At 66.9% G+C, this 19,070-nt stretch carries 16 protein-coding genes; 15 read left to right on the top strand and 1 reads right to left on the bottom strand.

What is annotated here, in order from left to right; all coding sequences use genetic code 11:
- Window positions 1-66 precede the first annotated feature (66 nt).
- The 5 genes from JFB92_RS02385 (at window position 67) to JFB92_RS02365 (ending at window position 10,399) form a co-directional block, all read left to right on the top strand.
- Window positions 67-1,326 carry a hypothetical protein gene (locus JFB92_RS02385; RefSeq protein WP_199034504.1) on the top strand — a complete coding sequence of 420 codons (1,260 nt, stop codon included), beginning with the start codon at window positions 67-69 and terminating at the stop codon, window positions 1,324-1,326.
- A gap of 861 nt (window positions 1,327-2,187) precedes the next feature.
- On the top strand, window positions 2,188-5,619 hold the full coding sequence (gene rpoB / locus JFB92_RS02380) for a DNA-directed RNA polymerase subunit beta (protein ID WP_199034503.1): 3,432 nt from the start codon (window positions 2,188-2,190) through the stop codon (window positions 5,617-5,619).
- Between the two features lie 127 nt (window positions 5,620-5,746).
- Entirely contained in the window at window positions 5,747-9,634 is a 3,888-nt protein-coding gene (locus tag JFB92_RS02375; protein ID WP_199034501.1) for a DNA-directed RNA polymerase subunit beta', read from the top strand.
- Between the two features lie 151 nt (window positions 9,635-9,785).
- Window positions 9,786-10,106 carry an AbrB/MazE/SpoVT family DNA-binding domain-containing protein gene (locus JFB92_RS02370; RefSeq protein ID WP_199034499.1) on the top strand — a complete coding sequence of 107 codons (321 nt, stop codon included), beginning with the start codon at window positions 9,786-9,788 and terminating at the stop codon, window positions 10,104-10,106.
- Window positions 10,103-10,399: a hypothetical protein gene (locus tag JFB92_RS02365; RefSeq protein ID WP_199034497.1), complete on the top strand. Its 297-nt coding sequence runs from the start codon at window positions 10,103-10,105 to the stop codon at window positions 10,397-10,399. The genes JFB92_RS02370 and JFB92_RS02365 overlap by 4 nt, the downstream gene beginning before the upstream one ends.
- On the opposite strand, the gene JFB92_RS02360 is transcribed toward JFB92_RS02365, so the two are convergent.
- On the bottom strand, window positions 10,386-10,562 hold the full coding sequence (locus tag JFB92_RS02360) for a hypothetical protein (RefSeq protein WP_199034495.1): 177 nt from the start codon (window positions 10,560-10,562) through the stop codon (window positions 10,386-10,388). The genes JFB92_RS02365 and JFB92_RS02360 overlap by 14 nt on opposite strands.
- A 54-nt stretch (window positions 10,563-10,616) precedes the next feature.
- On the opposite strand from JFB92_RS02360, the gene JFB92_RS02355 reads away from it, so the two are divergent.
- The 10 genes from JFB92_RS02355 to rplB all read left to right on the top strand — a co-directional run bounded on the left by JFB92_RS02355 (window position 10,617) and on the right by rplB (window position 19,067).
- A complete protein-coding gene (locus tag JFB92_RS02355) occupies window positions 10,617-10,988 on the top strand; it encodes a hypothetical protein (RefSeq protein WP_199034493.1) in 372 nt (123 codons plus the stop codon).
- Between the two features lie 616 nt (window positions 10,989-11,604).
- Window positions 11,605-11,976, top strand: a complete 372-nt coding sequence (gene rpsL / locus JFB92_RS02350; protein ID WP_199034491.1) for a 30S ribosomal protein S12 — start codon at window positions 11,605-11,607, stop codon at window positions 11,974-11,976.
- A 4-nt stretch (window positions 11,977-11,980) separates the two neighbouring features.
- Window positions 11,981-12,451, top strand: a complete 471-nt coding sequence (rpsG, locus tag JFB92_RS02345; RefSeq protein WP_199034489.1) for a 30S ribosomal protein S7 — start codon at window positions 11,981-11,983, stop codon at window positions 12,449-12,451.
- Between the two features lie 15 nt (window positions 12,452-12,466).
- Window positions 12,467-14,572, top strand: coding sequence for an elongation factor G (fusA, locus tag JFB92_RS02340; RefSeq protein ID WP_372451554.1), 2,106 nt, complete (start codon window positions 12,467-12,469; stop codon window positions 14,570-14,572).
- A gap of 120 nt (window positions 14,573-14,692) precedes the next feature.
- Complete coding sequence (tuf, locus tag JFB92_RS02335; protein WP_199034487.1) at window positions 14,693-15,886, top strand: elongation factor Tu; 1,194 nt, start codon at window positions 14,693-14,695, stop codon at window positions 15,884-15,886.
- A 391-nt stretch (window positions 15,887-16,277) separates the two neighbouring features.
- A complete protein-coding gene (gene rpsJ / locus JFB92_RS02330) occupies window positions 16,278-16,586 on the top strand; it encodes a 30S ribosomal protein S10 (protein ID WP_199034484.1) in 309 nt (102 codons plus the stop codon).
- 8 nt (window positions 16,587-16,594) lie between these two features.
- Window positions 16,595-17,248, top strand: a complete 654-nt coding sequence (rplC, locus tag JFB92_RS02325; protein WP_199034482.1) for a 50S ribosomal protein L3 — start codon at window positions 16,595-16,597, stop codon at window positions 17,246-17,248.
- The gene (gene rplD / locus JFB92_RS02320; protein WP_199034480.1) at window positions 17,245-17,895 is read left to right on the top strand and encodes a 50S ribosomal protein L4; all 651 of its coding nucleotides are present in this window, start codon (window positions 17,245-17,247) and stop codon (window positions 17,893-17,895) included. The genes rplC and rplD overlap by 4 nt, the downstream gene beginning before the upstream one ends.
- Complete coding sequence (rplW, locus tag JFB92_RS02315) at window positions 17,892-18,206, top strand: 50S ribosomal protein L23 (RefSeq protein ID WP_199034479.1); 315 nt, start codon at window positions 17,892-17,894, stop codon at window positions 18,204-18,206. The genes rplD and rplW overlap by 4 nt, the downstream gene beginning before the upstream one ends.
- Window positions 18,207-18,224: 18 nt before the next feature.
- Window positions 18,225-19,067 carry a 50S ribosomal protein L2 gene (rplB, locus tag JFB92_RS02310; RefSeq protein ID WP_199034478.1) on the top strand — a complete coding sequence of 281 codons (843 nt, stop codon included), beginning with the start codon at window positions 18,225-18,227 and terminating at the stop codon, window positions 19,065-19,067.
- Window positions 19,068-19,070: the final 3 nt, after the last annotated feature.

Raw genomic sequence — 19,070 nt, 5'->3', positions numbered from 1 at the left:
CAACGTTTCGGGGCATCTGTCGCGTCTGACCGGTAGACGACGCCACCCCGAAACGAGGAGACGACGATGCCCGACCGGTTCCGAGGCGCCGCGGCCCTGAGCGCCGCCGCCGCACTGACCCTCACAGCGGGCTGCGGCCTGCTGGGCGACGACGACGAGGAGCCCGCCAGCGAAGAGGAGCAGCTCGTCCAGCTGCTCAACGAGTCGGCCCGCCTCGACGCCGAACTCACCGCGGCAGAGAACCGGATCATCCGTTCCTGCCTCGAAGAGGCCGGCCACACCGTCCACGACGAATTCGAGCTCATGGAATGGGCCCCTCAGGAGCGCGACTCGCTGTCCTGGGGCTACCCGCACGAGGGCTTCCTCCCCGACGCCGAGGAGGCCGGCGAGTACGGCTTCGGCATCTGGGCCGAGGCGCCCGACCAGTGGGAGAGCGAGGAAGCCCAGGACTACTACGACCAGCAGGAGGAGGAGTACGAGGAGGAGGCCTTCGAGGAGCCCGACAACAGCGAGTTCGAGGCCCTCGACAAGGACGAGAAGTGGGACTGGTACGTCGCCTACGTCGGCGAGGAGAAGGCCGAGGAGTGGTACGGCTACGTCCTCGATGACGGGGGCGGCCACGGCCTCGACGACGGCACCGTCATCGAAGGGCTGGGCTCCGGAGATGAAGAGGTCGTCGAGGACACCGAGGACGGCGACCTCGAGTTCGAGGGTGACGCCGAGGACTTCGAGGAGCCCATGCCCGGCGGCTGCCAGCTCGAGATGATCGAGGGCCTCTACGGCGAGCCCGAACTGGTCGAGCACGAGTGGGAGGAAGGCGGCGAATCCGGGACCTGGACCGAGTGGTCCTACCGGCCCGAGAACCCCGAGTACTCCGCCGAGGAGACCATGTGGGAGGACATCGAGTTCGAGTACCAGGACCGCATGATCGACCTCCGGTACGAGTTCACCGACTGCCTGGCCGAGGCCGGCCACGCGGGCTGGGAGTTCGACGAGGGCGGGTACCTGCCGACCTGGGAGTACTTCTACAGCATCTACTGGGAGGGCGAGGAGGAGGAGTACAGCTACGGCGGTGACTCCGAGACCGAGCTCCCCGACGTCCCCGATGACCTCGGCGACGATTTCGAGGACCAGAAGGCCTACGAGATCGACGTGGCGCTGGTCTTCGCCGAGTGCGACGAGGAGGTCGGCTACGCCGAAGCCTCCGCCGAGGCCTACGACGAGGTCAACATCTCCGCTTACAAGGAGATCGAAGAGCGCATCTACTCCTGGCAGGAAGACATGGACGAGGCGATCGAGGCCGCCCAGGAGATGATCGACGCCTAGGACGCAAGCCTTAACCGGGGTATGGGCCCGGGCCGCGCGGATGGGGCGCGGCCCGGGCACTCCTGTCCGCGGCCCGGGAAATCTTCCGAGGATGCGTCACTTTCGGCCCGCTGGCTCGTTGTACCGGGTGGAGCCCCGCAGCGGGCTCCCGACCCGCCCGGCGCGCGCGGAACGCAAGCGCTGCAAGAAAGACGGGTGCCTTCCGCTTCAGCTCGGAGGCGCTCCCGGCTTCGGCGACGCGGCAGCGTCGGCGTCCGCGCCCCGGGCGAGGGGACCTTCCGCTCCCGACGGATGCCGGTGGTCCGAGCCGCGGAGGGGACGGCTCGGACCGCCGCCCGCCGGTCCGGCCCCGCTGGTGAAACCCTTCATGTCCGGTCCTCCTTGCGAAGGATCGCCTGGCGACGCATTCGACGCTTGACTTGACGAAGTGTGACCTGATCCTGCAAACTAGTGAATCGAGCGCCCCAACGTGGCGCGGGCAACGTTCGCATCAGCTGCATGCGAACGGGCCAAGGCAGGACTGGCCCTCACCGGCCACGCATGAATCGACCCTCAGTTGGGAGGAGCTTCGGCAGCCGACGAGATCGTCGTCACCACACACCTCGCCGCGCCGGCGGGGAGTTGACAGTTGCCGGAGCTTGTATTAAGCTATTAATTTGCGCTGCCTCCTTCACGCTCGTTCTTGAAGCGGTGAGGGGCGCGGACGGTGGGGAATTCAGGTATCGACTCATCTGCGATCGCGCGCCGAACGGCTCGTGCGACCCGATGCCCGCCCCCGACCGCCCACGCCGATCCCGCTTCGTTGTCGTGACCCTGGCATGCGCCGGCCGCAGCAAACTCAGGTCCTCGGAAGGACGAATCTTGGCAGCTTCCCGCACTGGCAAGACCAGCTCCAGCAAGAGCAAGCACGCACCCAGCCGGATTTCGTTCGGCAGGATCGAAGAAAAACTTGAAGTCCCGAACCTACTGGAGCTTCAGACGGACTCCTTCGACTGGCTCATCGGCCACGAGTCCTACCGGGCCCGGACCGGCGAAGAAGCTCAAAGCGGACTGGACGAGATCCTCGAAGAGATCAGCCCGATCGAAGACTTCTCGGGCACCATGAGCCTGTCCTTCTCCAACCCGCGATTCGACGAGGTCAAGGCCCCGATCGAGGAGTGCCGCGAGAAGGACCTCACCTACTGCGCTCCGCTGTTCGTCACCGCGGAGTTCATCAACCACACCACCGGCGAGATCAAGAGCCAGACGGTGTTCATGGGCGACTTCCCGATGATGACCCCCAAGGGGACGTTCATCATCAACGGGACCGAGCGCGTCGTCGTCTCGCAGCTCGTCCGCTCGCCGGGCGTGTACTTCGACAAGCAGCCCGACAAGACCTCCGACCGCGACCTCACCAGCGCCAAGGTCATTCCCGGCCGCGGCGCCTGGCTCGAGTTCGACGTCGACAAGCGCGAGACCGTCGGCGTCCGCGTCGACCGCAAGCGCCGGCAGGCCGTCACGGTCCTGCTCAAGGCCATCGGCTGGGACGCCGACCGCATCCGGGACCGCTTCGGCTGGTCCGAGCTGATGATGGCCACCTTGGAGAAGGACACCATCAACTCCCAGGACGAGGCGCTGCTCGACATCTACCGCAAGCTCCGTCCCGGCGAGCCGCCGACCAAGGACAACGCGCAGACGCTGCTGGAGAACCTGTTCTTCAACCCGAAGCGCTACGACCTGGCCAAGGTCGGCCGCTACAAGGTCAACAAGAAGTTCAGCCTCGACAGCCCGATCAGCACCGGCATCCTCACCGAGGACGACCTGGCCGCCACGATCGAGTACATGCTCCGGCTGCACTCGGCCGAGCCCGGCTACGGCGCCGACGACATCGACCACTTCGGCAACCGCCGCGTGCGCACCGTCGGCGAGCTGATCCAGAACCAGATCCGGGTGGGCCTGTCCCGCATGGAGCGGGTCGTGCGCGAGCGCATGACCACCCAGGACGTCGAGGCGATCACGCCGCAGACCCTGATCAACATCCGGCCCGTGGTGGCCGCGATCAAGGAGTTCTTCGGCACCAGCCAGCTCTCGCAGTTCATGGACCAGGTCAACCCGATCACGGGTCTGACCCACCGCCGCCGCCTCTCGGCCCTGGGCCCGGGCGGTCTGTCGCGCGACCGCGCCGCCATGGACGTCCGCGACGTGCACACCTCGCACTACGGCCGCATGTGCCCGATCGAGACGCCCGAGGGCCCGAACATCGGCCTCATCGGCGCCATGTCCACCTTCGCGCGGGTCAACCCGTTCGGGTTCATCGAGACGCCCTACCGCAAGGTCGTCGACGGCAAGGTCACCGAGGAGATCGACTACCTGACCGCCGACGAGGAGGACCGGGTCACGATCGCGCAGGCGAACGCGCCCCTGAATCCCGACGCGACCTTCGCCGACGCCCAGGTCCTGGCCCGAGGCCGCGGCGGCGAGGCCGAGCTGGTGCCCGGCAAAGAGGTCGACTACATGGACGTCTCGCCGCGCCAGATGACCTCCGTGGCCACCGCGCTGGTGCCGTTCCTGGAGCACGACGACGCCAACCGCGCCCTCATGGGCGCGAACATGCAGCGCCAGGCCGTGCCGCTGATCAAGACCGACTCGCCGCTGGTCGGCACCGGCATGGAGTACCGCGCCGCGGTCGACGCCGGCGACGTGGTCGTGGCCGAGTCCGACGGCCTGGTCGAGGACGCCAGCGCCGACTACATCACCATCGCCCAGGACGACGGCATGCGCCGCACCTACCTGCTGCACAAGTTCCGCCGCTCCAACGCCGGCTCGTGCATCAACCAGGTGCCGCTGGTCACCGAGGGCGAGCGCGTCGAGGCCGGGCAGCCGATCGCCGACGGGCCCTCGACCGACAAGGGCGAGATGGCCCTGGGCAAGAACCTGCTGGTGGCCTTCACCTCGTGGGAGGGCCAGAACTTCGAGGACGCGATCATCCTGTCCTCGAACCTGGTCGAAGGCGACGTGCTCACCTCGATCCACATCGACGAGCACGAGGTCGACGCCCGCGACACCAAGCTCGGCCCCGAGGAGATCACCCGGGACATCCCGAACGTCGGCGAGGAGATGCTCTCCGACCTCGACGACCGCGGCATCATCCGCATCGGAGCCGAGGTCGAGGACGGCGACATCCTGGTCGGCAAGGTGACCCCGAAGGGCGAGACCGAGCTGACCCCCGAGGAGCGCCTGCTCCGCGCGATCTTCGGCGAGAAGGCCCGCGAGGTCCGCGACACCTCCCTGAAGGTCCCGCACGGCGAGGCCGGCACGGTCATCGGCGTCCGCACCTTCAACCGGGACGACGGCGACGAGCTGAGCCCCGGCGTCAACGAGCTGGTCCGCGTCTACATCGCGCAGAAGCGCAAGATCGGCGTGGGCGACAAGCTCGCCGGCCGCCACGGCAACAAGGGCGTCATCTCCAAGGTCGTCCCGCAGGAGGACATGCCGTTCCTGCCCGACGGGACCCCGATCGACATCCTGCTCAACCCGATGGGCGTGCCGGGCCGAATGAACATCGGCCAGGTCCTGGAGGTCCACCTGGGCTGGGCGGCCAAGTCCGGCTGGAGGATCGAGAACTTCGACGAGCAGTGGGCCCAGGCGCTCAAGGACATCGGGGCGGACGAGTCCGAGGCCGGCACCAAGGTCGGCACCCCGGTGTTCGACGGCGCCCACGCCGAGGAGGTCCAGGGCGTGCTCGCGAACGCGCTGCCGAACCGCGACGGGGAGCGCATGGTTGCCCCCACCGGCAAGGCGCGGCTGTTCGACGGCCGCACCGGCGAGCCCTTCCCGGACCCGATCAGCGTCGGGTACATGTACATCCTGAAGCTGAACCACATGGTGGACGACAAGATCCACGCCCGCTCCACCGGGCCGTACTCCATGATCACCCAGCAGCCGCTGGGCGGTAAGGCCCAGTTCGGCGGCCAGCGCTTCGGCGAGATGGAGTGCTGGGCCATGCAGGCCTACGGCGCGGCCTACGCGCTGCAGGAGCTGCTGACGATCAAGTCCGACGACGTGGTCGGCCGCGTGAAGGTCTACGAGGCCGTCGTCAAGGGCGAGAACGTGCCGGAGCCGGGTATTCCGGAATCGTTCAAGGTGCTGCTCAAGGAGCTCCAGTCGCTGTGCCTGAACGTGGAGGTCCTCTCCGCGGACGGCCAGGCCATCCAGATGACCGAGAGCGACGACGAGGTCTTCCGGGCGGCCGAGGAGCTGGGGATCGACCTGTCCCACGAAGAACCGTCCAGCGTCGATTTCGAAAGCGCCTGACGTCGAGTGAGGGCGGGTCGCCCGCAAGGGAGCGACCCGCCACCGCCCACGTCTCATCACCCACGGCGACGCATGCGGAGCCGTAAATGAGCCAAGGCTTTATAGCAACATCAAGGGGAAGAGTTCAGTGCTCGACGTCAACTTCTTCGACAAGTTGAAGATCGGCCTCGCCACTGCCGAGGACATCCGGCAGTGGTCTCACGGGGAAGTCAAGAAGCCCGAGACCATCAACTACCGCACCCTCAAGCCTGAGAAGGACGGCCTGTTCTGCGAGAAGATCTTCGGGCCCACCCGCGACTGGGAGTGCTACTGCGGGAAGTACAAGCGCATCCGGTTCAAGGGCATCATCTGTGAACGCTGCGGCGTCGAGGTGACCCGCTCGAAGGTCCGCCGCGAGCGGATGGGCCACATCGAACTGGCCGCCCCGGTCACCCACATCTGGTACTTCAAGGGCGTGCCCAGCCGCCTGGGCTACCTGCTGGACCTGGCGCCGAAGGACCTGGAGAAGGTCATCTACTTCGCCGCCTACGTCATCACCTCGGTCGACGAGGAAGCGCGCCAGCGCGACCTGCCGACCCTGGAGAACGAGATCGTGGCCGAGAAGCGCCACCTCGAGCAGCAGCGCGACGCCGCCATCGAGGAGCGGGCCACCAAGCTCGAGGCCGACCTGGCCGAGCTGGAGGCCGAGGGCGCCCGCGCCGACGTCCGCCGCAAGGTCAAGGACGGCGGCGAGCGCGAGATGCGCCAGATCCGCGACAAGGCCCAGCGCGAGATCGACCGCCTCGACGAGGTCATGGACACCTTCCGCAAGCTCGAGGTGCGCCAGCTCATCGGCGACGAGATGCTCTACCGCGAGCTGCAGCAGCGCTTCGGGGAGTACTTCTCCGGCGGCATGGGCGCCGAGGCCATCAAGAACCTGCTGGAGACCCTCGACCTGAACGACGAGGCCGAGAACCTGCGCGAGATCATCGCCACCGGCAAGGGCCAGAAGAAGCTGCGCGCGCTCAAGCGCCTCAAGGTCGTCGCGGCCTTCCAGGCCACCGGCAACTCGCCGATGGGCATGGTGCTGGACTGCGTGCCGGTCATCCCGCCGGAGCTGCGCCCGATGGTGCAGCTCGACGGCGGCCGCTTCGCCACCAGCGACCTCAACGACCTGTACCGCCGCGTGATCAACCGCAACAACCGCCTCAAGCGGCTGATGGACCTCGGCGCGCCCGAGATCATCGTCGCCAACGAGAAGCGGATGCTGCAGGAGTCGGTGGACGCCCTGTTCGACAACGGCCGGCGCGGCCGCCCGGTCACCGGGCCCGGCAACCGCCCGCTCAAGTCGCTCTCGGACATGCTCAAGGGCAAACAGGGCCGGTTCCGCCAGAACCTGCTGGGCAAGCGCGTCGACTACTCGGGCCGCTCGGTCATCGTGGTCGGCCCGCGGCTCAAGCTGCACCAGTGCGGCCTGCCCAAGCAGATGGCCCTGGAGCTGTTCAAGCCGTTCGTGATGAAGCGCCTGGTCGATCTCAACCACGCGCAGAACATCAAGTCCGCCAAGCGCATGGTCGAGCGGGCCCGCCCGGTGGTCTGGGATGTCCTCGAAGAGGTCATCACCGACCACCCGGTGCTGCTCAACCGCGCGCCCACGCTGCACCGCCTCGGCATCCAGGCCTTCGAGCCGCAGCTGGTCGAGGGCAAGGCCATCCAGCTCCACCCGCTGGTGTGCACCGCCTTCAACGCCGACTTCGACGGCGACCAGATGGCCGTCCACGTGCCGCTGTCGGCCGAGGCCCAGGCCGAGGCCCGCATCCTGATGCTGGCCTCGAACAACATCCTCAAGCCCTCCGACGGCAAGCCGGTGGCCCTGCCCACGCAGGACCAGATCATCGGCCTGTACTACCTGACCCACTACAGCGAGGGCCGGGTCGGAGAGGGCCGGGCGTTCACCGACGTCGGCGAGGCCCAGATGGCCAAGGACCGCGGCGAGCTGGACGTCCAGGCCAAGATCCGCATCCGCCTCGACGGCGTGCAGTCGGTCAGGAACGCCCCCGGCGAGGAGCCCTGGGAGGCCCCCGAGGGCTGGGAGCCGGGGCAGCCGCTGCTGGTCGAGACCACGCTGGGCCGGGTGTACTTCAACGAGTGCCTGCCGCCTGACTTCGAGTACGTCAACTACGAGGTCCGCAAGGGCCAGCTCTCGGACATCATCCACGACCTGTCCGAGCACTACTCGAAGGTGCAGCTGGGCGCCTGCCTGGACGCGCTGAAGTCGGCCGGCTTCAAGTGGGCCGGCTGGTCGGGCGTGACCATCGGCATCGAGGACGTCGTCGAGCCCGCGCACAAGGCCGAGATCCTCGAGAAGTACGAGTCCGACTCCGCCAAGATCGACAAGCAGTACCTGCGCGGTCTGATGACCGCCGAGGAGCGGCGCGGCGAGCTGACCGAGATCTGGACCAAGGCGACCGCCGAGGTCATGGACGACCTCAACGACACGCTCCAGCCGGACAACCCGTTGTGGCAGATGATCAACTCCGGGGCGCGAGGCAACATGCTGCAGCTGCGGCAGATCGCCGGCATGCGCGGCCTGGTGGCCAACCCGAAGGGCGAGATCATCCCGCGCCCGATCAAGTCCTCGCTGCGCGAGGGCCTGACGGTGCTGGAGTACTTCATCTCCACGCACGGGTCCCGGAAGGGCCTGGCCGACACCGCGTTGCGGACCGCCGACTCGGGTTACCTGACCCGGCGTCTGGTGGACGTGTCGCAGGACGTCATCATCCGCGAGGGCGACTGCGGGACCGACCGGGCGCTGGACTTCCAGATCGGCACCGAGATCGACGGGCGGCTCATCGAGTCCGACATCGTCGAGACGGCGGTGGACGCCCGGAGCCTGGCCGACGACGTCGAGGTCGACGGCAAGGTCGTCATGGAGCGCAACACGCTGCTGAACTCGGACCGCATCTCCGAGCTCATCGCGGTCGGCGTCAGCCGGATCAAGGTGCGCTCGGTCCTGACCTGCGAGTCGCGCCAGGGCGTCTGCGCCGCGTGCTACGGCCGCTCGATGCCGACCGGCGAGCCGGTCGACCTCGGCGAGGCCGTGGGCATCATCGCCGCGCAGTCGATCGGTGAGCCCGGCACGCAGCTGACGATGCGGACCTTCCACACCGGCGGTGTGGCCGGCGAGGACATCACGCAGGGCCTGCCCCGCGTGCAGGAGGTCTTCGAGGCCCGCATCCCCAAGGGCAAGGCGCCGATCGCCGAGTCGAGCGGCACCGTGCGGATCGAGGACGCCGAGAAGAGCCGGAAGATCATCATCGCCCCCGACGACGGGTCCGACGAGATCGTGGTCGACAAGGTCCCGCGCCGCCTGCGGCTGCGCGTGGCCGACGGCGAGCACGTCGAGGTCGGCGAGAAGCTCGTCGAGGGCACCATCGACCCGCACGAGCTGCTGCGCGTGCTGGGCCCGCGGAAGGTGCAGCGGCACCTGGTCGGCGAGGTCCAGGACGTGTACCGCTCGCAGGGCGTGATGATCCACGACAAGCACATCGAGATCATCGTCCGCCAGATGCTCAAGCGGATCACGATCATCGATTCGGGCACGACCGAGTTCCTGCCCGGTTCGCTGGTCGACCGCCTCGAGTTCGAGGAGGCCAACCGCAAGATCATGGCCGACGGCGGCGAGCCGGCCTCGGGCCGCCCGCAGCTGATGGGCATCACCAAGGCCAGCCTGGCGACCGACTCGTGGCTGTCGGCGGCCTCCTTCCAGGAGACCACCAGGGTCCTGACCGAGGCCGCGATCAACGGCAAGTCGGACAGCCTGGTCGGCCTGAAGGAGAACGTGATCCTCGGCAAGCTGATCCCGGCTGGCACCGGCATCGCGAAGTACCGCAACGTCTCGGTCGAACCGACCGAGGAGGCCAAGGCCGCGGTCTACTCGCTGGGAGGCTACGAGGACACGGCCACGCCGACCTTCTCCTACGGAGCGGGCCCGGCCGTGAGCCTGGAGGACTCCTACGACCTCGGCACCTACTAGAAGAGCCAAACCCAAGCCGATTCCCGACGGCTGAACAGAGGGGGCCGGAGCGCGAAGCGCTCCGGCCCCTCCGTGTGTCATGCAGATGATACGATGTAGCACGTGTGAAAGTGCTAAAGTAAGACAGTAAGAATATCCTGGGGAGGGTTCGATGAACGAGAAGGAGCCGAGGGTGATCGCCGAGGCAGAGCTCAAGATCCGCTCGAAGGGTCAAGTGACCATTCCCCGGGAGATACAAGATGCGCTGCATGTGAAGGAAGGGGACCGCCTCCGCCTCACTGTCGATGACTATGGTGACGCCAGGCTGGAGGGGCTCGTCGTGATTCCGGCTGACCAGCGCTGGTACTGGACGCCGGAGTGGCAGGCCGGTGAGCGTGAAGCCGATGAGCAGATCGCCGCCGGTGAGGGCAGGGTGTTCCACAGCGCTGAAGAGATGTTCGAGACCCTAGAGCGGGAGAACCCGCTTCCGTGAGTCCGACGTTTGAGGAGTTTCCGAAGTTCAACAAGGATTACGGGAAACTCGACGCAGGGCAGCGCGCCCGGTTCCAGAGAGCAGTAGCTCAATTCGTGGAGGATCTCAAGGCGAATCGACCATTGAGGGCGGGCCTGAGAGTCAAAAAGATGCAGGGGTGCGACGGAGTCTATGAGCTGACATGGGACTCGGATGGTCGCGCCACATGGCAGTACGGCGAAGAGCAGATCGAGGGCGAACCGCACGTCATGTGGCGTCGGATCGGAACCCACGACATCTTCAAGAATCCGTGACCGAGGGTGGCGGCTGCGCGGTGGCGCTACGCCACTCCGGTTCGTCTTCTAGGCCGTCTCCGGTGACGCTGTCCCACAGTTCCGCGTCCTCAGAGGCGAACCACTCCTCCATCGCCGCCTGGTACTGGTCGCCGAGTTCCTCCTCGGCTGAGTGATCGGTCATGGGAGAGATGTTCCCGGTTCTTCTCGGAGAGTTCAACCGCAATAGGATGGGCTGATGTTGTCGGTGGCGCATGGCGGTGGGGTTCGGCATCCGGATGATCCGGAGCCGGTGGAGTCGACCAAGATCGTGGCTTCGCACACGTTGGCCGCGATCGGGCTGGTGATCTCCCCGTTCATCGGCGGCGCCATCCCGGCGCTGCTCGCGCTCGTGCTGGCCCGGCAGGCCGAGGCGGAGATCCGGGACTCCGAGGGTTTCCTGCTCGGCGGTCGGAAGCTGGCGCGGATCCGGAGGCTGGCTTGGATCGCCATCGGGGTCTCCGCTGCCGTGGTGATAGTGGTTCTGCTGGTCACGGTCGTGGATCTGGCGCGGACGGCCGATCAGCCGGGCCTCGAGGGCGACTTCGCGGGCGGTCTCGGCCGGGAGTGAGACGGGATACGCCCCTGGCGGGGCGGCCCCCTCGTTTCGCCTGCGTTCCGCGAGATAAGATGACTGCGGTGTGTCTACCGCACCGCAGCGAACAGCACCAGTGCCCGACCTCGGCGAAGCTTGCGAACTGAGAGTCGGTTCTGCCCCTGCCCCCGTGACTTCGCGCACGGATGCTCTGCGGGCCGAAAACCGCATTGAGGCGGTTCGTTAGGCTAGGTAGGCTTTTCCCTTGTGCCTGGACACCGCTTTAGCGGCATGGCGGCCCTGTCTACTCCGGCAGCTTGGTCACGTGAGAGCCAGGCCAGGTTGCGTGCCTGCACGGCGACGAGGCCCCCGGGTCTCTTCGCCTGGCGTCATCGGCACGCACACCTCCGACTGGGGGCTTCGTGAATACCGATCCAGATGGTCGGGTCTCGCCAGAGATCACATTCATGAACGCGTCTGAACCAGCCCGCGCGGCGAAGTTCGCTTCGCCGGACAAGGCTGTTCTGAGTCCGGAGAGACGTGACACGCCCGAACGCGGGGGACGGGGGTTCCGCTCAAACGAGCGGGGCCTTGAGATGACGCCAATGACAGACGACGCAACCATCCGACGTGTTGAGAGGGGTTCGGCTCAGTGCCAACCATCCAGCAGCTGGTCCGGAAAGGCCGCAAGGCCAAGGCCAGCAAGAACAAGACGCCCGCGCTGAAGGGCAGCCCGCAGGCGCGCGGCGTGTGCACCCGCGTGTACACCACCACGCCCAAGAAGCCCAACTCGGCCATGCGCAAGGTCGCCCGCGTGCGGCTGATGAACGGCACCGAGGTCACCGCCTACATCCCCGGCGTCGGCCACAACCTGCAGGAGCACTCGATCGTGCTGGTCCGCGGCGGTCGTGTTCGCGACCTGCCCGGTGTCCGCTACAAGGTGATCCGCGGCGCGCTCGACACCCAGGGTGTCCGCGACCGCAAGCAGGCCCGCAGCCGCTACGGCGCCAAGAAGGAGAAGTAGACATATGCCGCGTAAAGGTCCCGCGCCGCGTCGGCCGCTGACTGCTGACCCGGTTTACAACTCGGTGCTGGTCACCCAGCTGATCAACAAGGTGCTCAAGGACGGCAAGCGCCGCCTGGCCGAGCGGATCGTCTACGAATCCCTCGAGAACTGCCGCAAGAAGGCCGACCAGGACCCGGTCGTCGTCCTCAAGCGTGCCCTGGACAACGTCAAGCCGACCCTCGAGGTCCGGTCCCGCCGCGTCGGCGGCGCCACCTACCAGGTCCCGGTCGACGTGCGCCCGCAGCGGGCCACGACCCTGGGCCTGCGCTGGCTCGTCGGCTTCTCCCGCGACCGCCGCGAGAAGACCATGGTCGAGCGGCTGACGAACGAGATCCTCGACGCCTCGAACGGCCTCGGCGCCGCGGTCAAGAAGCGCGAGGACACGCACAAGATGGCCGACTCCAACAAGGCATTCGCGCACTACCGCTGGTAGTGCAGAGGGGAAATCGTGGCTAACAAGGCAAACGCCGCGCTGGCAAAGCTTCGCAACATCGGCATCATGGCCCACATCGATGCCGGTAAGACCACCACGACCGAGCGCATCCTCTACTACACCGGTGTCTCGCACAAGATCGGTGAGGTCCACGACGGCGCTGCCACGATGGACTGGATGGAGCAGGAGCAGGAGCGTGGTATCACCATCACCTCCGCCGCCACCAAGTGCGAGTGGGACGACCACGTCATCCAGATCATCGACACGCCCGGCCACGTCGACTTCACCGTCGAGGTCGAGCGGTCCCTGCGCGTCCTGGACTCCTCGATCGCCGTCTACGACGGTGTCGCGGGCGTCGAGCCCCAGACCGAGAACGTCTGGCGGCAGGCGAACAAGTACAACGTCCCGCGGATGTGCTTCGTCAACAAGCTCGACCGCACCGGCGCGAACTTCTTCCGCTGCGTCGAGATGATGCAGGACCGGCTCAACTCCAACACCGCGGTGCTGCAGCTGCCGATCGGGAACGAGTCCGACTTCATCGGGGTCGTCGACCTGGTCGAGATGAACGCCAAGGTGTGGCGGGGCGAGACCGGCCTCGGCGAGGAGTACGAGACCGAGTCGATTCCCGTGGACCTGGCCGACCAGGCCGAGGAGTACCGCGAGAAGCTTCTCGAGGCGCTCGCCGACTGCGACGACGACTTCGCCGAGAAGTTCCTCGAGGGCGAGGAGATCAGCGTCGCCGAGATCAAGGCCGCGATCCGCAAGGGCACCATCGCGAACCAGATCAACCCGGTGCTGTGCGGCACGGCGTTCAAGAACAAGGGCGTGCAGCCCCTGCTCGACGCCGTCGTCGACTACCTGCCCAGCCCGCTGGACATCGAGTCGATCAAGGGGACCCTCACCGACAACGAGACCCCGGCCGAGCGCCACGCGGACGTCGAGGAGCCCTTCAGCGCCCTGGCGTTCAAGATCCAGACCGACAAGCACCTCGGGCGTCTCACCTACGCCCGCGTGTACTCGGGCACGATCAATACCGGCACTCAGGTCATGAACTCGACCAAGAGCCGCAAGGAGCGCATCGGCAAGATCTACCAGATGCACGCCAACAAGCGCGAGGAGCGCTCGGAGGCGCACGCCGGCGACATCATCGCGATCCAGGGTCTGAAGCAGACCACCACCGGTGACACGCTGACCGACTCGTCGAACCAGGTCATCCTGGAGTCGATGGTATTCCCCGAGCCGGTCATCGACGTGGCCATCGAGCCCAAGTCGAAGGCCGACCAGGACAAGCTGGCCACCGCCATCCAGCGCCTCGCCGAGGAGGACCCGACTTTCCGGGTCCAGACCGACGAGGAGACCGGCCAGACGGTCATCTCCGGCATGGGCGAACTGCACCTCGACATCCTGGTCGACCGCATGAAGCGGGAGTTCAACGTCGAGGCCAACATCGGCAAGCCCCAGGTGGCCTACCGGGAGACCATCTCCCGCCGGGTCGAGAAGGTCGAGTACCTGCACAAGAAGCAGACCGGTGGTTCCGGTCAGTTCGCGCGGGTCATCGTCAACATCGAGCCGCTGGAGATGAAGTCGAACGAGGACGCGGTCTTCGAGTTCGACGACCAGATCACCGGTGGCCGCATCCCGCGCGAGTACATCCCGTCGGTCAAGTCCGGCGCGGAGGACGCGATGCCGGACGGCGTGCTGGCGGGCTACCCGCTGGTGGGTGTGAAACTGGAGCTGACCGACGGTCAGTACCACGAGGTCGACTCCTCGGAGATGGCCTTCAAGATCGCGGGCAAGATGGTGCTGAAGGAGGCCGCGAAGCGGGCGAAGCCAGTACTGCTCGAGCCGATGATGGCCGTCGAGGTCATCTGCCCGGAGGAATCCATGGGCGATGTCATCGGCGACATCAACGCTCGACGCGGCATGGTCCAGGAGATGGGCGAGCGGGGCAACGACCGCACGGTCAAAGCCCAGGTGCCGCTGTCGGAGATGTTCGGCTACGTCGGAGACCTCAGGTCGAAGACGGCCGGTCGCGCGAACTACAGCATGCAGTTCGACAGCTACGCCGAAGTCCCGGCGAACGTCGCCAAGGAGATCATCGCCAAGGCGACAGGCGAGTAATCGGACGCGGGAGGGCAAGCCCGTCCTCCCGCCCCGGGAACCACCTGTCGCAGGCCTTCAGAGGCGACGCGATGGGTCAGTTAAGTCAAACCAGATTTATTCAGTCCACAGGAGGACGAAGTGGCTAAGGAAAAGTTCGAGCGGACCAAGCCGCACGTCAACATCGGCACGCTCGGTCACGTCGACCACGGCAAGACCACGCTGACCGCGGCTATCACCAAGGTCCTGCACGACAAGCACCCGGACCTGAACCCGTACACGCCGTTCGACGAGATCGACAACGCGCCCGAAGAGAAGCAGCGCGGCATCACCATCTCGATCTCGCACGTCGAGTACCAGACCGAGTCGCGGCACTACGCCCACGTCGACTGCCCCGGCCACGCCGACTACATCAAGAACATGATCACCGGCGCGGCCCAGATGGACGGCGCGATCCTGGTGGTGTCGGCCGCTGACGGCCCGATGCCCCAGACTCGCGAGCACGTCCTCCTGGCCCGCCAGGTCGGCGTTCCTTACATCGTCGTGGCGCTCAACAAGGCCGACATGGTCGACGACGAGGAGATCCTCGAGCTCGTCGAGATGGAGGTCCGCGAGCTGCTGTCCGACCAGGACTTCCCCGGCGACGACGCGCCGGTCGTGAAGGTCTCGGCTCTGGGCGCCCTCGAGGGCGAGGAGAAGTGGGTCGAGGCCGTCGCCGAGCTGATGCAGTCGGTCGACGACTCCATCCCGGAGCCCGAGCGCGACATCGACAAGCCGTTCCTCATGCCGATCGAGGACGTCTTCACCATCACCGGCCGCGGCACCGTGGTGACCGGCCGTGTCGAGCGCGGTGTCCTGCTTCCGAACGAGGAAGTCGAGATCACCGGCATCAAGGAAGGCTCGATCAACACCAAGGTGACCGCGATCGAGATGTTCCGCAAGACCCTCGACGACGCGCGCGCCGGTGAGAACGTGGGCCTGCTGCTCCGCGGCACCAAGCGCGAGGAGGTCGAGCGCGGCCAGGTCGTGATCAAGCCGGGCACGACCACCCCGCACACCGAGTTCGAGGCCGAGGTCTACATCCTCAGCAAGGACGAGGGCGGCCGTCACACGCCGTTCTTCAACAACTACCGCCCGCAGTTCTACTTCCGGACCACGGACGTGACCGGCGTCGTGACCCTCCCCGAGGGAACCGAGATGGTCATGCCCGGTGACAACACCAGCATGAAGGTCGAGCTCATCCAGCCGGTCGCGATGGAGGAGGGTCTCCTCTTCGCGATCCGCGAGGGTGGCCGCACCGTCGGCTCGGGCCGCGTCACCAAGGTCGTCAAGTAAGACCGCGCACCGGGGGGATCTTCCCAGGCAATTTTTTGGCTCCCAAGCTTCGCCAAGAGTAGGTCCCCCCGGTTCCTTTGCTTTATAGCTCCATTCGCGTAACCTGCCCCACTGTCTCCGCCCCGGTTTGTCGGACCGATCAGGGGACCTGCATAATAGGGAGGTTGCGTTCGCATCGGACCTCCGTGTTTGACGGCGGCCGATGCTCACGCCCGGCCCGCGGGCCCGAGTAGGCACTGACCCAGCGCCGAGAGGGACCGTTCACGGCGGGCAGGCGGGCGAGCCAAGACACCGAAACACGAATCCCTCGTGTCCAAGTGCGTCTGGAACTCGCGACACGCCCGACCGCGTGGAGCGGTCTGAACAGCCAATTTACGTAAGGTAAGGAACCATGGCGGGACAGAAGATCCGCATCAGGCTGAAAGCCTACGACCACGAGGTCGTGGACTCCTCGGCCCGCAAGATCGTGGAGACGGTCACCCGTACGGGGGCTGACATCGCCGGGCCGGTGCCGCTGCCGACCGAGATCAACCGCTTCTGCGTGATCCGGTCGCCGCACAAGTACAAGGACTCGCGCGAGCACTTCGAGATGCGCACGCACAAACGACTGATCGACATCCTCGACCCGACCCCGAAGACGGTCGACTCGCTGATGCGCCTCGACCTGCCGGCCGGCGTCGACATCGAGATCAAGCTGTAGGGGCACCAATGGACAGGCAGATCAAGGGAATCCTGGGCACCAAGCTCGGCATGACCCAGGTGTGGGACGAGAACGGCCGCGCCGTGCCCGTGACCGTGGTGCAGGTGCAGCCGAACGTCGTCACCCAGATTCGCAAACCGGACGTCGACGGCTACTCGGCCGTGCAGCTGGGCTTCGGCGACGTCAAACTCAAGAACGTCACCAAGCCGCTCAAGGGCCACTTCGAGAAGGCCGGCGTCGCTCCGCGTCGCCACCTGGTCGAGATCCGGACCACCGACGCGGCCGACTACGAGCTGGGCCAGAGCCTGGAGGCCACCACGTTCGAAGAGGGCGACCTCGTCGACGTCACCGGCACCACCAAGGGCAAGGGCTTCGCCGGCGTCATGAAGCGTCACGGCTTCCACGGCCTCGGCGCCAGCCACGGTGCGCACAAGGTCCACCGCGCCCCCGGGTCGATCGGCGGCTGCGCCACCCCGGGCCGCGTGTTCAAGGGCATGCGCATGGCCGGCCGCATGGGCGGCAACCGGCACACCACGCAGAACCTGCGCATCCAGGCGGTCGACGCCGAGCGCGGGCTGCTGCTCATCGTCGGCGCCGTCCCCGGTCCCAAGAAGGGCCTGGTGCTCGTCCGCAGCGCAGTTAAGCAGGTGGTCAACCAATGAGCCTCGAGATCAAAGTCAAAGACGCCTCCGGCAAGGAGACCGGGAAGACCATCGAGCTTCCCGCCGACGTCTTCGACGTGGACCCGAACATCCCGCTGATGCACCAGGTGGTGACCGCGCAGCTCGCCGCGGCCCGCTCGGGCACCGCGTCGACCAAGACCCGCGCCAAGGTCCGCGGCGGCGGCAAGAAGCCGTACCGCCAGAAGGGCACCGGCCGCGCGCGTCAGGGCTCGATCCGGGCCCCGCAGTACGCCGGCGGCGGCGTCGTCCACGGCCCGCAGCCGCGCTCCTACGCCGAGCGCACGCCCAAGAAGATGAAGGCCGCCGCTCTCGCCGGCGCCCTCACCGACCGGGTGCGCTGCGAGCAGCTGCACGTCATCGACGCCTTCATCGAAGGCGACGAGCCCAAGACCAAGGCCGCCAAGACCGCGCTGAGCGCGGTCACCGAGGCGAAGAAGGTCCTGGTGGTGCTCTCCCGCGACGAGGAGACCGCCCGCCTGAGCCTGCGGAACCTCCCGACGGTCCACGTCCTCGACTGGGGACAGGTCAACACCTACGACGTGCTCAACCACGAGGACATCGTCTTCAGCGAGGCCGCCATCGAGGCGTTCATCGCTGACCGGACCGAGCAGGAGGTCGCGGCATGAGCGAAGTGAACGTCGCCGACCCGCGCGACATCATCATCAAGCCGGTCGTCTCGGAGAAGACCTACACCCTCCTCGGTGAGGGCAAGTACACCTTCGAGGTCGATCCGCGCGCCAACAAGACCCACATCAAGACCGCCGTCAAGCAGATCTTCGGTGTCGAGGTCAAGAGCGTCAACACCATGAACCGCGAGGGCAAGCGCAAGCGCACCCGCGACGGTTGGGGACAGCGCAAGAGCGTCAAGCACGCGATCGTCACCGTCGAGGGCGACCCCGGTCGCCTCGGTGAGATCTTCGGCGGACAGATCTCGTAGGGACGCAGGAGAGAAGACATGGCTATTCGCAAGTACAAGCCCACGACGCCTGGTCGTCGCGGCTCCAGCGTCTCCGACTTCGCCGAGATCACCAGGTCGACGCCGGAGAAGTCGCTGGTGCGCCCGCTGAGCAAGACCGGCGGCCGCAACAACTCCGGCAAGATCTCGACCCGTCACCGCGGCGGCGGCCACAAGCGCCGCTACCGGGTGATCGACTTCCGCCGGCACGACAAGGACGGCGTTCCCGCCAAGGTCGCTCACATCGAGTACGACCCGAACCGGACCGCCAACATCGCGCTGCTGCACTACGCGGACGGCGAGAAGCGGTACATCCTGGCGCCCAAGGGCGTCAAGCAGGGTGACCGGATCGAGTCCGGCGCCGGCGCCGACATCAAGCCGGGCAACTCGCTCGAGCTGCGCTACATCCCGGTCGGCACCACGGTCCACGCCGTGGAGCTCAAGCCGGGCAACGGCGCCGCTCTGGGCCGCAGCGCCGGCACCTCGATCCAGCTGCTGGCCCGCGAGGGCAAGTACGCGCACCTGCGCATGCCGTCCGGCGAGATCCGGCTGGTCCAGGTGACCTGCCGCGCCACGGTCGGCGAGGTGGGCAACGCCGAGCAGGGCAACATCAACTGGGGCAAGGCCGGCCGCATGCGCTGGAAGGGCTGGCGCCCGACCGTCCGCGGTGTCGTCATGAACCCGGTCGACCACCCGCACGGCGGTGGCGAGGGTCGCACCTCCGGTGGCCGCCACCCGGTGAACCCGAACGGCAAGCCGGAGGGCCGCACCCGGAAGAAGAACCACCCGAACGACCGGCTCATCGTCCGTCGTCGCCACGCCAGCCGCAAGCGGAGGAAGTAACCC

It is taken from the genome of Glycomyces salinus, assembly GCF_016428645.1.
GTDB classification, from domain to species: Bacteria; Actinomycetota; Actinomycetes; order Mycobacteriales; family Micromonosporaceae; genus Glycomyces; species Glycomyces salinus.
This window is presented reverse-complemented; position numbering and strand designations above follow the sequence as displayed.